Below are 14828 nucleotides of genomic sequence, written 5' to 3' on the forward strand. Positions count from 1 at the left end.
CTCCCGACGAGGAGGCGGGCCCGTTCGCGCGTCCGGGGCGGCTACTTCTGGTAGATCGCCTCGACGTCGGCCGCGAAGTCCTTCAGGACGACGTTGCGCTTGAGCTTCAGGGACGGCGTGAGGTGGCCGCTCTCCTCGGAGAACTCGGTGTCCAGCAGGCGGAACTTCTTGACCGCCTCGGCGTGCGAGACGGCCGCGTTGCCGTCGTCGACGGCGGCCTGGAGCGCGGCCAGCAGGTCCGGGTCCTCGCGCAGCTCGGCGACCGTCGCGGTGGCGGGCTTGCCGTTGAGCTCCTTCCACTTGGGGAAGAAGTCCGGGTCGACGGTGATCAGGCACCCGATGAAGGGCTTGCGGTCGCCGACCACCATGACCTCGCCGACCAGCGCGTGCGCCCGGATCCGGTCCTCGATCACCGCCGGGGCGACGTTCTTGCCGCCCGCCGTGACGATGATCTCCTTCTTGCGGCCGGTGATGGTCAGGTAGCCCTCGGAGTCCAGCGAGCCGAGGTCGCCGGTGGCCATCCAACCGTCCTTGAGGCTGTCGGCGGTCGCCTGCGGGTTGTTCCAGTAGCCGGTGAAGACGTGCGGGCCCTTGAAGAAGACCTCGCCGTCCTCGGCGATCCGCACGGAGGCGCCGGGCACCGGCTGGCCGACCGTGCCGATCTTCGGCTTGTCCCACGGGTTGAAGGCGGTGGCCGCGCAGGTCTCGGTCAGGCCGTAGCCCTCCAGGACGGTGAAGCCGATGCCGCGGTAGAAGTGGCCGAGGCGCTCGCCGAGCGGGGCGCCGCCGGAGATGGCGTGGGTGGCCCGGCCGCCGAGGGCGGCGCGCAGCTTGCTGTAGACCAGCTTGTCGAAGACCGCGTGCTTGATCCGCAGGCCGAGGCCGGCGCCGCCGGAGTCCAGGGCGCGGCTGTAGGCGATCGCGGTCGCGGCGGCCTTGTCGAAGATCTTGCCCTTGCCGTCGGCCTGGGCCTTGGCGCGGGCGGTGTTGTAGACCTTCTCGAACACCCGCGGCACGCCGAGGATGAGGGTCGGGCGGAAGGAGGCCAGCTCGGCGGTGACGTCCTTGATGTCGGAGACGTGGCCCAGCTTGATCGGGGCCATCGCCGGGGCGATCTCGACGATCCGGCCGAGCACGTGGGCCAGCGGGAGGAACAGCAGGACGGAGCTCTCGCCGGTGCGGAACAGCGGGGTGAGGCGCTCGACGACGTTGCCGCACTCGGCCAGGAAGTTGCCGTGCGTCAGCTGACAGCCCTTCGGGCGGCCGGTGGTGCCCGAGGTGTAGACGATGGTGGCGATCGAGTCCTCGGAGGCGGTCGAACGGCGCTCCTGGACGGTCGCGTCCGCGACGCCCTCGCCCGCCTCGGCCAGCGCGGCGATCGCGCCGCCCTCGATCTGCCAGAGGTGCTCCAGCTCCGGCAGCCGGCCGCGGACCTCCTCGACCACCTTGAGGTGCTGGTCGGTCTCGGCGAACACGGCGACCGCGCCGGAGTCGCCGAGGATCCACTCGACCTGCTCGGCGGAGGAGGTCTCGTACACCGGCACGGTGATCGCGCCGGCCGTCCAGATCGCGAAGTCCAGCAGCGTCCACTCGTACCGGGTGCGGGACATGACGCCCACCCGGTCGCCGGGCCGGATGCCCGAGGCGATCAGGCCCTTCGCCGCCGCGTGCACCTCCACCAGGAACTGGGTCGCGGTCAACTCCTGCCAGCGGCCGTCCACCTTCCGGCTGAGCACCACGACGTCCGGGTACCGCTCGGCGTTCTGGTGCACGAGGTCGGAGAGGTTACCGCCGCTCGGTACCTGGTAGAGGGCCGGAAGGCTGAAGTCGAGCAAGACTGCTCCTCGTTCGCGACGCTGCGGGACGGCAGGACGTTACTGCCCGGTAGGCAGCTTCGACCAGGGGGGTCGGCCCCGGTGTTCGAAGTGTCACACCCGGCCGGGTCGGACCAGGCCGTGACCGGGTCGTTCGACTGGCACCCTACGGCAGGGCCGGGCGACCGGCCGGTAACATGCGCCGCCGCCGGGCGCCCGCGGGCGTCCGCCGTCCGCCGCCCGGTGCCCGTGCGGCCGAGTCGATCGCCGGTCGCGATAGCCTGCTCCGGGCGCACCCGGGCGAGCACGCCTCGACCGGGGCGGCAGGCAAGAGGGACCGAGTCGGAGGGCCATTCCATGGCGGAGCACACCAGGTCGAGCATCACCATCGACGCGACCCCGGCCACGGTCATGGCCGTGATCGCCGACTTCGCCGCCTACCCGGCCTGGACCGGCGAGGTCAAGGAGATCGAGGTCCTGGAGGCCGCCGAGGACGGCCGCGCCTCGAAGGTCCGCCTGCTGCTCGACGCCGGCGCCATCCGCGACGAGCACGTCCTCGCCTACACCTGGGACGGCGACCGCGAGGTCGGCTGGACCCTCGTGCGCAGCCAGATGCTCCGCTCGCTCGACGGCTCCTACACCCTCGCCCCGCTCGGCGCCGACCGCACCGAGGTCACGTACCAGCTCGCCGTGGACGTCAAGATCCCGATGCTGGGCATGATCAAGCGCAAGGCCGAGAAGGTCATCATCGACCGCGCGCTGGCCGGCCTGAAGAAGCGCGTCGAGGACGGCGGCGGCAAGAAGCCCGCCCAGGGATGACGGCGCGGAACGGGGGTCCGACGGCATGACGGCGACACGCACCATCCTGGTCAGCGGCGACGCGGGCGCGCCCGCGGTGGCCGCCGCCACCGCCCTGCACGCCGCCCGCGGCGGCCGGCGGGTCTGGCTGCTGGCCGCCGACGACCCGCACCGGGCGCTGGACTCCGTGCTCGGCGTCCGCCTGGAACCCGAACCGCTGCGGTACGCGCCCGGCCTGACCGTCTCCCGGATCGACGAGCAGGCCGCCTTCCGGCACGCCCTCGGCGAGATCGCCGGGCGCCTCAAGCCCGCCCTCGACCTGCTCGGGGCCGAGCCGCTCGACCCCGAGGAGCTCACCGCCCTCCCGGGCATCGCCCGGATCGCCCTGCTGCGCGCCCTGCCCGCCGCCGACGGGGACGTCCTGGTCGTGCTCGCCCCGCCGCCCGCCGAGCTGATCGGCGCCCTCGCCCTGCCCGAGCAGCTGGAGCGCTACCTGGACCGGCTGGTCCCCGAGCAGCGCCAGGCCGCCCGGGCGCTGCGCCCGCTGCTGGCCGGACTGGCCGGCGTCCCGATGCCCGCCGACTGGCTGTACGAGAGCCGCGGCAAGGCCGCCGGCGTGCTCGCCGAGTCCCGGGCCGCGATCACCTCGCCCGGCACCAGCGTCCGCATCGTCGTGTCGGCCGACGGCCATCCGTTCGACGACCTGCGGCGGATCCGCGCCGGGCTGGCCCTGCACGGGCACCGGCCGGACGCCGTCGTGGTGCACGGCGCGCTGCCGGACAAGGCGCTGGAGTCGCCCGACCCGTGGCTGGCCGCGCTGGCCGAGCGCCGCCGCGAGGAACTGGCCGCGCTGACCGCGGCGAGCGACGCCCCCGTCCTCGTCACCGGGCTCGCCGACGTCACCCTGGAGGCCGTCGCCGACCGCCTCTACGGGGACGGACCCGGCCCCGAGCCGCTGGCCGCCGAGCCCTGGCCGGTGGAGGACCGGCTCGCCGAGGAGGGCCTGCTGGTGTGGCACCTCGCGCTGCCGGGCGCCGAGCGGGCCGACCTGGACCTCGTGCGCCGTGGCGACGAGCTGGTGGTCGGCCTCGGCGCCCACCGCCGGGTGCTCGCCCTGCCGTCGGCGCTGCGCCGCTGCACCGTCGCGGGCGCGGGGCTGACCGACGGGGTGCTCACGGTGCGGTTCGCGCCCGATCCGGCGCTCTGGCCCCGGGGCTGACGTCCTCCTGCGCCGCGGGGCCGCGTCGCGCCTCGGGTAGCGTCGGTGGCCGGTGGCCGCGGGGTGCGGCCGCAGCAGAGGAGGCCCCGCGATGACCAGCACCGACCGCACCGAGCCGACGGACGAGGCGACGGACGGGTCGACCGACGAGGCGGCGAACGGACCGACCGGCGGGGCGACGGACCAGGCGGCGAACGGGCCGACGGACGCCGAGGCGGACGGAGCGGCGGGCGGTCCCGGGGACACGCAGGCCCACCCCTTCGGCCCGGAGCTCGGCCCGCTGGTGGACGAGGTTCGCCGGTTCGCCGACGCCTTCGGCCAGAAGGCCCAGGAGGCGGGCGCCGACACCCTGATCACCCTGGCCGGCTTCGCCGACCGGCTGCGCGAGCAGAAGCCGGAGGTCTACGGGCACCTCGCGGCCGCCGGCTCCGGACTCGCCGCCGCCGGCGCCGAGCTGCTGGCCGCCTACCGCGCCGCCGTGGCCGGCCACGAGCGCCGCTGGACCGCGGGCGACGGCGCCGCCAGCGAGCGGATCGACCTCGACAGCCCCGACGAGCCGTCCACCAAGCAGTGAATCCGTAACCCCTGACGGGTGACGACCTCATCCCCGAGCGTGACGAACCGGGAGTATTCGTAAGACTTTTGAAGCGTCACGGCCCGGTTGGTCCCGGATTGTCTTCGGCTAATGTATGCGAGGCTGTGTACGAGGGCGTGTTTGGGCGGTACCGTTCCGTCCAGCGGGAACGAGTGAATAGCTGAGGGACACATGGCTCTGACCATCGGCGTCGATGTCGGCGGGACCAAGATCGCGGCAGGTGTGGTCGACGAGGCGGGCGCGATCCTCGCCAGGACCAGGGTGCCCACCCCGGCCGACCCCCAGTGGGCCGTCGACGCCATCGCGCAGGCCGTGCGCGAGCTCAAGGAGCAGCACCCCGACGTCACCGCCGTCGGCGTCGGCGCCCCCGGCTTCGTCGACCGCAACCGTTCCACGGTGATCTTCGCGCCCAACATCGACTGGGAGAACGAGCCGCTGCGCGGCCGGATCGAGGAGCTCACCGGCCTCGACACCGTCGTCGAGAACGACGCCAACTGCGCCGCCTGGGCCGAGTTCCGCTTCGGCGCCGCCGCCGACCACGAGGACATGGTCCTGATCACCGTCGGCACCGGCATCGGCGGCGGCATCGTCCTGGACGGCCGGCTGCACCGCGGCCGGTTCGGCGTGGCCGGCGAGATCGGCCACCTCAACATGGTCCCCGACGGCCTGCAGTGCGGCTGCGGCGGCAAGGGCTGCTGGGAGCAGTACGGCTCCGGGCGCTCGCTGCGCCGCTACGGCCGGGAGAAGGCCGCCGCCGACCCGGTCCGCGGCCGGCGGATGCTGGAGCTCAACGACGGCGTCGCCGAGACCATCCGCGGCATCCACATCACCGAGGCCGCCGAGGCGGGCGACCCGCTCGCCCTGGAGTGCTACGCCGAGCTCGCCGACTGGCTGGGCCGCGGCATGGCCGACCTCGCCGCGCTCTTCGACCCGGGCGTCTTCGTCCTCGGTGGCGGCGTCTCCGACTCCGGCCGGTTGTTGCTCGACCCGGTCGCCAAGGCCTTCGAGCACTACCTGACCGGCGGCGTGCACCGCCCGCGCGCCGAGGTCGTCCTGGCCTCGATGGGCTCGGCCGCCGGCATCGCCGGCGCGGCCGACCTCGCCCGCACCGTCTGACCCGCCCCACCCCTCGAAGAAGAAGAGCCCGCCGGCGGCGGTGCGACCGGACCCCGACCACCTCCGGACGCGCCGCCGTCGTCGCACGTCCCCGGGCTGCCGTACGGTCGGTCCCACCGATCACGGACGGGGAGGAACATGACGACGGCACCCACCGCACCGCTGCCCGGGCCCGGCCCGCGCCGACTGCGGCTGCTCGGCTACAACGTCCGCTCGCTGCGCGACGACCGCGAAGCACTCGTCCGGGTGATCCGGGCGTGCGAGCCGGACGTCGTCTGCATCCAGGAATCGCCGCGCTACTGGCGGCCCGAGGGCCAGGCCGGGTGGCTCGCGCGGCGCACCGGGACGGCCGTCCTCGCCGGCGGCGGCCGGACGGCGGCCGGGCCGCTGCTGCTCGGCCGGCCCGGCGCCGTCGAGGTGCTCGGCGTGCACGACCGCTTCCTGCCCAAGACCCGCGGCCTGCACGCCCGCGGCTTCGCCACCGCGCTGCTCCGGCTGCCCGGTTCGGCGCCGTTCACCGTCACCAGCTGCCACCTGAGCCTGGACGCCGACGAGCGGTACGGGCAGTTCGAGCTGCTGCTCGACCAGCTCGGGATCGCCGAACTCGGCGTCATCGCGGGCGACTTCAACGAGCACCCGGACGGCGAGGGGTGGCGGCTGCTGGCCTCGCGGCTCCAGGACGGGCACGTCACGGCGCCCTGGGGCGGCGAGTTCACGTCCGTCCCGGAGCGCCCCTACCAGCGGATCGACGCCGTCTTCGCCACGCCCGGGATCATCGTGCGCGCCTGCGGTGTACCGCACGGGCTGCCGGGCGTCACCGAGGCGGACCTGCGGGCCGCGACCGACCACCTGCCGGTGCTCGCCGTGCTGGAGATCCCCGAGCCCTGATGGCGCGCCGGGGGTCGCAACACGGCGGACCCGCCCGGCCACGGCACCGGCTACACGACCGCGCCGTGGTCCGGGTCCTCCGGCTCGTCCTCGTCGCGGTCCTTCATCCGGACCACGAGGGTCACGAAGCCGCCCAGGAAGGCACTGAACCCGACCCAGGCCGGCCAGCCGGAGATCTCCCGCCACACCACCGCGTCGAACAGCAGCAGCGCCGGGCCGCCGAGCACCGCGAGCCACGCGAACTTGGTGGTCACGTCCGCCGGCGGCAGCGGCTCCGGATCCGGCGGGATGAAGTGGCCCTCGTCCGTCTCCTCGGACAGCTCGAAGTCGCGCGGGCCCCCGCCGGCGGCCGGCAGCACCGGGCCGCCCGACCGGGAGCGGGGCTGCGGGGCCAGGTCGGAGAGGTCGTCGGGGGCGCCCTGGCCGGCGCCGTCCTTGTAGCCGCCCTTCAGCTCGCCCCGGGCCCGGAGGTTCTCGATCTCCGGCCAGTTCGGGTTGTTCAGGTCGACGGGGTCGTCGAACTGGGCCACCAGGGCGGCGAAGATCTCGTCCTGTTCGGCCTGGCTGCGCTCGGGCGCGCGCCGCGGCCGGGGCTCCGCGGGGGCCTCGCCGGCCCCGTCCGCCGCCGTGCCGCCGCCGACGCCGCTCCCCGCCGCGTCGTTCTTCGCCCCGTCGGTCGTGCCGTCCTCGCGGGGTGCCTCGTCCCCGCCGCCCGCCGTGCTGCTCTCGTGCACTTCCGGCCCTTCAGCCATGGTGATCGTCGGATTCGACCCGGTTGACGCCCGCCGCGTGCGCGGGAGCCAGCCGTCGGATGAAGTCCAGGCCGCCCCTGAATATTTCCGCCGCGTCGTGGTCCAGCGTCGCGACGTGGAAGCTGCGCTGGCACAGCCGCTCCGTCACGTCGGTCGAGGATATCCGGGCCAGCACCAGTTCCGAGTTGGCCGGCGAGACCACGTGGTCCTGCGGACTGCGGAACAGCAGCACCGGCTGGGTCACTTCCGGCAGTCGCCGCTGGACCTCCTGCCACAGCTTGCCCAGGGACCAGGCGGCGTCCAGCGGCGTCCGGTCGTAGCCGCCCTCGGTGACGCCGGGCCGGGCGATGTCGTCGGTGATCCCGGGGACGCTCGGGACGAGGTGGCGCAGCACCGGAAGCAGCACACTCGCGGGGTTGTCCGAGCGCACCGACGGGTTGACCAGCACCAGTCCGGAGACCGTCGGGCCGTGCAGCGCGGCCAGCCGCAGGGCCAGCGCGCCGCCCATCGACAGCGCGAAGACGAAGACCTGCTCGCACTCCTCGGCGAGCACCCGCAGCTCCCGGTCGACCTCGGCGTACCAGTCCTCCCACCGGGTGACCTGCATGTCCTGCCAACGGGTGCCGTGCCCCGGCAGCAGCGGCAGGGAGACCGTGAGTCCGGCCGCCGCCAGCTGCTCCGCCCACGGGCGCATCGACTGCGGCGACCCGGTGAAGCCGTGGCACAGCAGGACCCCCACCGGTCCGCCCCGGTGGCGGTACGGTTCGGCACCGGGCAGCAACGGCATGGCGGGCTCCTTCGCGGGCGGGCGGCGCTGGGGGAGGGGACGCTGGAACTGGAGGCTGCGGAATTCGCATCGTCCCACGCGCTCCGCCGGGTCGTACACCCCCGGGCGTGCGCCCCGCGCCCACCCGGCGAGCGGGGCGGGGCGCGGGCCGCGCTCACGGGGCATTAGGATCGACCGGTCCGCAATACAGGAGGCCCGGGTTGTTCTACCGACTGATGAAGATGATCGTCGCGCCACTGCTTCGGATCTTCTTCCGGCCGTGGATCGAGGGTGAGGAGAACATCCCGACCGAGGGTGCGGCGATCATCGCGAGCAACCACCTGTCCTTCTCGGACTCGTTCTTCTTCCCGGCACTGATCAAGCGCCGGGTCACCTTCATCGCGAAGGCCGAGTACTTCAACACCCCGGGCCTCAAGGGCCGGCTGACCGCCGCCTTCTTCAAGGGCGTCGGCCAGCTGCCGGTCGACCGCTCCGGGGTGCGCGGCGCCGGCGAGGCCGCGATCCGCAGCGCGATCGCGGTCCTGGACCGCGGCGAGCTCTTCGGCGTCTACCCCGAGGGCACCCGTTCGCCCGACGGCAAGCTGTACCGCGGCAAGGTCGGCGGTCTGGCCCGCGTCGCGCTGGCCACCGGCGCGCCGGTCATCCCGGTCGCCATGATCGACACCGAGAAGGTGCAGCCGCCCGGCCAGGTCGTCCCCAACTTCGGCATCCGCCCCGGCATCCGGATCGGCCGCCCGCTGGACTTCTCCCGCTACCAGGGCATGGAGAACGACCGCTTCATCCTCCGTTCGGTGACGGACGAGGTGATGTACGAGATCATGCGCCTCTCGGGCCAGGAGTACGTCGACATCTACGCGACGGCCGCCAAGCGGCAGATCTCCGAGGACAAGAAGCGCGCCGACGCCGAGCGCAAGGCCGCCGCCAAGGCGGAGAAGGCCGAGGCGGAGAAGGCCGCGGAAGCCGAGAAGGCCGCCGAGGCGGAGAAGACGCAGGAGCAGAAGGACACCGGGTCGGCCTGACGGACCACCCGGAGGCCCAGGGGAGGGGCGGGCGGATGACGGACGGCGGCAGAACCGGGGCGGTGGGCCCCGGCGGCGGCTCCGGCGCCGGTGGCACGGGGCTCGGCGGCACCGTCGCGGCCGGCGGCATGTCGGTCGAACTCCCGCTCTGGCGGGCGATGTCCTACTTCCGGGTCCTCGCCCTCTGCTACGCCCTGCTCCGCTACTTCCACTCCTACCTGCACTTCCTGCACCCCGTCGCCGGCTGGATCTACCTCGGCGCGCTCACCCTCTGGACCCTCGCCAGCACCCGGGCCTTCGCCGGCCCGCAGCGCTGCACGTGGTACGTCCTCGGCACCGACCTCGCGATGGCCGTCACCGGCATCGTGATGAGCGGCCAGACCGACGACCCGGTCCGGATCAGCCACGGCTCGACCACCCTGCCGACCATCTGGGCCGCGGGCACGGTGCTCGGCTTCGCCGGCAAGGGCGGCTGGCGCTGGGCCGCGGCGGCCGGCTCGGTGATCGGCGTCGCCAACATCCTCGGCCACGGCGGCATCACCGCCGACAACGTCCACAACATCGTGCTGCTGATGGTGGCCGGCTGCGCGATCGGCTACGTCATCGAACTCGCCCGCGCCAGCGAGGCCGCGCTCACCCGCGCCCTCCAGGTCGAGGCCGCGACCCGCGAGCGCGAGCGGCTCTCCCGGGACATCCACGACGGCGTCCTCCAGGTGCTCGCGCTGGTCCAGCGCCGGGGCGCCGAGCAGGCCGAACGCCCCGGCGCCGGCGCCGACTTCGCCGAGCTCGGCCGCCTCGCGGGCGAACAGGAGCGCGCCCTGCGGACGCTGATGACCGGCGGCCCGATCCCCGCCCGCCGCTCACCGCAGGCCGTCGAGGAGCCGGGCGACCTCACCGCGCTGCTGCGCCCGTACGCGGACGAGCGGATCACGATCTCCGCCCCCGGCACACCCGTCCTGCTGCCCGCGCCCGCCGTCGGCGAACTGGCCGCGGCGGTCGGCGCCGCCGTCGACAACGTCCGCAAGCACGCCGGTCCCGCCGCCCGCGCCTGGATCCTGGTCGAGGACGAGCCGGAGGCCGTCACCGTCAGCATCCGCGACGACGGCCCCGGCTTCGCCGCCGGGCGGCTCGGCGAGGCGGAGCGGGCCGGACGGCTCGGCGTCAGCCAGTCGATCCGCGGCCGGCTGCTGGACCTCGGCGGCACCGCCGAGCTGTACTCGGCGCCCGGGGAGGGCGTCGAGGTCGAACTGCGCGTCCCGAGGAAGGGCTCCGATGACCGACCAGCCAGCGACTGACCCGGCGGCCGAACGGCCGGTGCGGGTGATGGTCGTGGACGACCACCCGATGTGGCGCGACGCCGTCTCGCGCGACCTCGCCGAGGCCGGGCTGGACGTGGTGGCCACCGCGGGCGACGGCGAGGAGGCCGTCCGCCGGGCCCGCGCCTGCACGCCCCAGGTGGTCGTGCTCGACCTCAACCTGCCCGGCCTGCCCGGCGCCGAGGTGTGCCGGCAGGTCGTGGCGCACGACCCGTCCGTGCGGGTGCTGGTGCTCTCCGCGAGCGGCGAGCACCAGGACGTGCTGGAGGCCGTGAAGTCCGGCGCGACCGGCTACCTGGTGAAGTCGGTCGGGCGGGAGGAGCTGCTGGACGCGGTGCGGCGCACGGCCGTCGGCGACGCGGTCTTCACCCCGGGCCTGGCCGGCCTGGTGCTCGGCGAGTTCCGCCGCCTGGCCGCCGAACCGGCCCCGGCCTCCGCCCCGGCCGTGCCCCAGCTGACCGCCCGCGAGACGGAGGTCCTGCGGCTCGTGGCGAAGGGCCTGTCGTACCGCCAGATCGCCGAGCGCCTGGTGCTGTCGCACCGGACGGTGCAGAACCACGTGCAGAACACCCTGGGGAAGCTGCAGTTGCACAACCGGGTGGAGCTGGTGCGGTACGCGATCGAGCAGGGGCTGGACGACGAGATCTGAGGGGTGCCTCCGGCGGTTCGGAGGGGCCGGGGGGTTCGGGGGCGGGCTTGGAGCTGGTGCGGTACGCGATCGAGCAGGGGCTGGACGACGAGATCTGACGAGATCCGAGCGGTGCCTCCGGCGGTGGGATCCGAGCGGGCGCTCTGCCCGGATCCCGCCGCCCGGCCCCTCAGCGCCGCGCGGCCGCCGTCTGGCGGAGCAGGGCGGCGACGATGTCCACGCCCTCGCGGGTCAGCACCGACTCCGGGTGGAACTGGAGGCCGGCGAAGCCGGGCCCGCGGAGCGCGTGCACGTCGCCGGTGGCCGCGTCGCGCGCGACTTCGACGCCCTCGGCGGCGAGCCGGGCCGCGTCGGCGTCCGTGCAGCGCGCGGTGAACGTGTTGTAGAAGCCCACCGTGCGCTTCGTCCCGAACAGGTCGACGGTCTCCTGCGCGCCCTGGTACGGGACGGCCTTGCGCGCCAGCCCGAGCCCGAGCTCGGCGGCGAGCAGCTGGTGGCTCAGGCAGACCGCGAGCAGCGGCGCCGTCCGGGCACCGGAGCGGACGGCGGCCAGGGTGTCGGCGACGATCGGCCGGAGCACGGCCATCTTGGGGTCGTCGGCGAGCCGGGGGTCGCCCGGCCCGGGGCCGAGCACGAGCGCTCCGGGGTGGGCGGCGACCCGGGCGCGCAGCCCGGGTTCGTCGTAGCGGACGACCGAGACCCGGTGGCCGAGCGAGGTGAGCAGGTGGGCGAGCATCGCCGTGAACGTGTCCTCGCCGTCGACGACGAGGGTCGGCTCGGGCTCGGTGATCTCGGCCGGGGCCTGCATCCGCAGCCAGAACGGCGCGAGGCCGCCGCGCCGGGCGCCGAGCGCGGCCTGGACACGGTGGTCGTCGCCGAGGCGCGGTCCGCCCGGGTTGGGCAGCCGGGCGGGCACGGGCCGGGCGCCGATCGCGGTGAGCACCCCGGCGGCCTTGGCGTGCGTCTCGGCGACCTCGGACTCCGGGTCGGAGTGCCGGACGAGGGTGGCGCCGACCCGCACGACGAGGCGCCCGGTGGACGGGTCGATGTCGGCGGTGCGGATGCAGATGGGGGAGTCGAGCAGCTGGCCGCCGCTGGCCGAGCGGCCGATGAGGGCGAGCGCGCCGGAGTAGTAGCCGCGTCCGCCGGGCTCGTAGCGCCGGATGACGCGGGTGGCGTTCTGGACCGGGCTGCCGGTGACGGTGGCGGCGAACATCGTCTCGCGGAGCACGTCCCGGACGTCCAGCGAGGTGCGGCCGCGCAGTTCGTACTCGGTGTGGGCGAGGTGGGACATCTCCTTGAGCCGGGGGCCGAGCACCTGGCCGCCGAGGTCGCCGACGGTGCACATCATCTTCAGCTCTTCGTCGACGACCATCGTGAGCTCTTCCAGCTCCTTCGGATCGTGCAGGAACCGGAGGAGGGAGTCGATGTCCGAGCCGCCCGCCGGATAGCGGTAGGTGCCGGAGATCGGGTTCATCACGACGGTGCCGCCGCTCTGCCGGACGTGCACCTCGGGGGAGGCGCCGACCAGGCAGCGACCCGGCTCGCCTCCGGCAAGGCGCTCCCCGGTGTGGACGAGGAACGTCCAGTACGCGCCGCGCTCCTGGTCGAGCAGGCGGCGGAACAGGGTGAGGGCGAGCTCGGGCGAGAAGTTCTCCAGCGTGGCCGTGAAGTCGCGCCGGATCACGAAGTTGGCGCCCTCGCCGTTGCCGATCTCGTCCCGGATCACCCGGCGGACGATGTCGGCGTACGCGGCGTCGTCCACGTCGAACGAGCCGTCCGTCAGTGTGACCGGCAACTGCGGTAGTGCGGCCACGAATTCGGCCAACGGAAGGGCGTACTGCTCGGTCACCGCGAGGGCCTGGAGCGGTGTGCCGTCGTCGTGCGCCTCGAAGCCGCGCTCGCGGATCTGCCGGTAGGGGACGAGCGCGAGCAGGTCGTGGACCGGGCCGCCCTCCGGCGCGCCGGAGCGGACCGGCAGGTCGGCGAGGTGCTCGTAGGTGCCGACGGTGCCCAGCAGCACCTCGACGGTGTCCGGGGCGAGTCGCGGGGTGCGGCGGTGCAGCAGTGCGAAGGCCGGGGCGTCGGGGCCGGTGAGGCGGGCGAGCAGGTCGGCGGTGGTGGTCACGGTGCGGCTTCCTTCCGGGAGGACGTGCGGGGTGCGGTGCTGGGGTGTTCCGCTCCCGGAGGGGCCGTCTGCTCAGACGCCGACGGCCGCCCCGAGGGGCGGCCGTCGTGTTCGTCTAGGAACGCGCGATCGGTGGGCCACCCGAGGGGGAGGCCCACCACCAGGAGTGGGTGTGGGGCGCGTGCATGGGTCGAGCGTAGCGGATTGGGCGGACCGGGTGAGGCCGGTCACTTCTTTGTCCGAGATGTGTCTCACCCATCGAGCATTGGTCACGAATCGCTGGTGTCACCCCGTAGCCTTGGCCGTGTGACCGTGACGAATCTCCACTCCTGGCAGTCCCTGCCCGCGGCGCAGCAGCCTGAATGGCCGGACCAAGAGGCTCTGCGCAAGACCCTTGCGGAGCTCGCCTCCTATCCGCCCCTCGTCTTCGCCGGCGAGTGCGACCAGCTGCGCGCCAGGCTCGCTGCCGTGGCGCGTGGAGAGGCGTTCCTCCTGCAGGGCGGCGACTGCGCCGAGGCCTTCGACGGCGTCTCGGCCGAGCACATCCGCAACAAGCTGAAGACGCTGCTGCAGATGGCCGCGGTGCTGACGTACGCGGCCTCCGTGCCGGTCGTGAAGGTGGGCCGGATCGCCGGCCAGTACTCGAAGCCGCGCTCGAAGTCGACCGAGACCCGGGACGGCGTGACCCTGCCGGTGTACCGCGGCGACTCGGTGAACGGCTTCGAGTTCACCCCCGAGTCCCGCATCCCGGACCCGGAGCGCCTGAAGCGGATGTACAACGCGTCCGCCGCGACGCTGAACCTGGTGCGCGCCTTCACCACCGGTGGTTACGCCGACCTGCGCCAGGTGCACGCCTGGAACCAGGACTTCGTCCGCAACTCGCCGGCCGGTCAGCGCTACGAGCAGCTCGCCCGGGAGATCGACAACGCGCTGGCGTTCATGAACGCCTGTGGTGTCGCCCCGGAGGAGTTCAAGACGGTCGAGTTCTACTCCTCGCACGAGGCGCTGGTCCTCGACTACGAGACCGCGCTGACCCGCGTGGACTCGCGCACCGGCGAGCTGTACGACGTCTCCGGCCACATGGTGTGGATCGGTGAGCGCACCCGGCAGCTGGACCACGCGCACATCGAGTTCGCCTCGAAGATCCGCAACCCGATCGGCGTCAAGCTCGGCCCGACCACCTCGGTGGACGACGCGCTGACCCTGATCGAGAAGCTGGACCCGGAGCGCGAGCCCGGCCGCCTCACCTTCATCACCCGGATGGGTGCGGGCAAGGTCCGCGACCACCTGCCCACCCTGGTGGAGAAGGTCACCGCGTCCGGCGCCCAGCCGGTGTGGATCTGCGACCCGATGCACGGCAACACCTTCGAGGCCTCCAGCGGCCACAAGACCCGCCGCTTCGACGACGTGCTCGACGAGGTCAAGGGCTTCTTCGAGGTGCACCGCGCGCTCGGCACCCACCCGGGCGGCATCCACGTGGAGCTGACCGGCGACGACGTGACCGAGTGCGTCGGCGGCGGCGACGAGGTGCTGGTCGACGACCTGCACCAGCGCTACGAGACGGCCTGCGACCCGCGCCTCAACCGCAGCCAGTCGCTCGACCTGGCGTTCCTGGTGGCGGAGATGTACCGCGGCCAGTAGGTCCCGGTCGTGCCGTAGCCCCCGGATGTGACGAAGGCCCCTCCGGTTTCGGGATTCCCGAGGCCGGAGGGGCTTTTTCGTACCCGGAACGCCGGGTAAGGTGAGG

13 protein-coding genes are annotated in these 14828 nt (G+C 73.7%); 9 read left to right on the plus strand and 4 right to left on the minus strand.

The window, feature by feature from the left end; genetic code table 11:
• Positions 1-41: 41 nt before the first annotated feature.
• Positions 42-1835: an AMP-dependent synthetase/ligase gene (locus tag ACFXDE_RS37580; protein WP_380498852.1), complete on the minus strand. Its 1794-nt coding sequence runs from the start codon at positions 1833-1835 to the stop codon at positions 42-44.
• Positions 1836-2171: 336 nt separating this feature from the next.
• Between ACFXDE_RS37580 and ACFXDE_RS37585 the strand changes: the two genes are divergently transcribed.
• From ACFXDE_RS37585 to ACFXDE_RS37605, 5 genes are all read left to right on the plus strand, one after another.
• Positions 2172-2633, plus strand: a complete 462-nt coding sequence (locus ACFXDE_RS37585) for an SRPBCC family protein (protein WP_380446001.1) — start codon at positions 2172-2174, stop codon at positions 2631-2633.
• Positions 2634-2658: 25 nt separating this feature from the next.
• Positions 2659-3831 carry an ArsA family ATPase gene (locus tag ACFXDE_RS37590; RefSeq protein WP_380498853.1) on the plus strand — a complete coding sequence of 391 codons (1173 nt, stop codon included), beginning with the start codon at positions 2659-2661 and terminating at the stop codon, positions 3829-3831.
• A gap of 91 nt (positions 3832-3922) precedes the next feature.
• Positions 3923-4405: a DUF5304 family protein gene (locus ACFXDE_RS37595; protein WP_380498854.1), complete on the plus strand. Its 483-nt coding sequence runs from the start codon at positions 3923-3925 to the stop codon at positions 4403-4405.
• Between the two features lie 192 nt (positions 4406-4597).
• Entirely contained in the window at positions 4598-5542 is a 945-nt protein-coding gene (locus tag ACFXDE_RS37600) for an ROK family glucokinase (protein ID WP_380446004.1), read from the plus strand.
• Positions 5543-5680: 138 nt separating this feature from the next.
• Positions 5681-6430: an endonuclease/exonuclease/phosphatase family protein gene (locus ACFXDE_RS37605; RefSeq protein WP_380498855.1), complete on the plus strand. Its 750-nt coding sequence runs from the start codon at positions 5681-5683 to the stop codon at positions 6428-6430.
• Between the two features lie 50 nt (positions 6431-6480).
• On the opposite strand, the gene ACFXDE_RS37610 is transcribed toward ACFXDE_RS37605, so the two are convergent.
• Positions 6481-7164, minus strand: coding sequence for a hypothetical protein (locus tag ACFXDE_RS37610; RefSeq protein WP_380498856.1), 684 nt, complete (start codon positions 7162-7164; stop codon positions 6481-6483).
• 10 nt (positions 7165-7174) lie between these two features.
• On the minus strand, positions 7175-7969 hold the full coding sequence (locus ACFXDE_RS37615; protein ID WP_380498858.1) for an alpha/beta hydrolase: 795 nt from the start codon (positions 7967-7969) through the stop codon (positions 7175-7177).
• Between the two features lie 200 nt (positions 7970-8169).
• Here ACFXDE_RS37615 and ACFXDE_RS37620 point away from each other — a divergent pair, with 200 nt between their 5' ends.
• The 3 genes from ACFXDE_RS37620 to ACFXDE_RS37630 all read left to right on the plus strand — a co-directional run bounded on the left by ACFXDE_RS37620 (position 8170) and on the right by ACFXDE_RS37630 (position 10953).
• Positions 8170-8988: a lysophospholipid acyltransferase family protein gene (locus ACFXDE_RS37620; protein ID WP_380498859.1), complete on the plus strand. Its 819-nt coding sequence runs from the start codon at positions 8170-8172 to the stop codon at positions 8986-8988.
• A 128-nt stretch (positions 8989-9116) separates the two neighbouring features.
• Positions 9117-10283, plus strand: coding sequence for a MacS family sensor histidine kinase (gene macS, locus ACFXDE_RS37625; protein WP_380446030.1), 1167 nt, complete (start codon positions 9117-9119; stop codon positions 10281-10283).
• Positions 10261-10953, plus strand: coding sequence for a response regulator (locus ACFXDE_RS37630; RefSeq protein WP_380498860.1), 693 nt, complete (start codon positions 10261-10263; stop codon positions 10951-10953). The genes macS and ACFXDE_RS37630 overlap by 23 nt, the downstream gene beginning before the upstream one ends.
• A gap of 169 nt (positions 10954-11122) precedes the next feature.
• Here the strand turns inward: ACFXDE_RS37630 and ACFXDE_RS37635 are convergent, their stop codons facing one another.
• A complete protein-coding gene (locus tag ACFXDE_RS37635; RefSeq protein WP_380498862.1) occupies positions 11123-13081 on the minus strand; it encodes an anthranilate synthase family protein in 1959 nt (652 codons plus the stop codon).
• Between the two features lie 306 nt (positions 13082-13387).
• Here ACFXDE_RS37635 and ACFXDE_RS37640 point away from each other — a divergent pair, with 306 nt between their 5' ends.
• Entirely contained in the window at positions 13388-14722 is a 1335-nt protein-coding gene (locus tag ACFXDE_RS37640; RefSeq protein ID WP_380446011.1) for a class II 3-deoxy-7-phosphoheptulonate synthase, read from the plus strand.
• Positions 14723-14828 lie beyond the last annotated feature (106 nt).

Origin of the sequence: Kitasatospora sp. NPDC059408, from assembly GCF_042751525.1 — a bacterium.
Lineage (GTDB): Bacteria > Actinomycetota > Actinomycetes > Streptomycetales > Streptomycetaceae > Kitasatospora.

Bases quoted from the DNA above. Each gene is read 5' to 3' on its own strand.
- ACFXDE_RS37615 (WP_380498858.1), bottom strand. From the start codon at position 7,969: ATGCCGTTGCTGCCCGGTGCCGAACCGTACCGCCACCGGGGCGGACCG.
- ACFXDE_RS37595 (WP_380498854.1), top strand. From the start codon at position 3,923: ATGACCAGCACCGACCGCACCGAGCCGACGGACGAGGCGACGGACGGG.
- ACFXDE_RS37585 (WP_380446001.1), top strand. From the start codon at position 2,172: ATGGCGGAGCACACCAGGTCGAGCATCACCATCGACGCGACCCCGGCC.
- ACFXDE_RS37590 (WP_380498853.1), top strand. From the start codon at position 2,659: ATGACGGCGACACGCACCATCCTGGTCAGCGGCGACGCGGGCGCGCCC.
- macS (WP_380446030.1), top strand. From the start codon at position 9,117: ATGTCGGTCGAACTCCCGCTCTGGCGGGCGATGTCCTACTTCCGGGTC.
- ACFXDE_RS37600 (WP_380446004.1), top strand. From the start codon at position 4,598: ATGGCTCTGACCATCGGCGTCGATGTCGGCGGGACCAAGATCGCGGCA.
- ACFXDE_RS37630 (WP_380498860.1), top strand. From the start codon at position 10,261: ATGACCGACCAGCCAGCGACTGACCCGGCGGCCGAACGGCCGGTGCGG.
- ACFXDE_RS37605 (WP_380498855.1), top strand. From the start codon at position 5,681: ATGACGACGGCACCCACCGCACCGCTGCCCGGGCCCGGCCCGCGCCGA.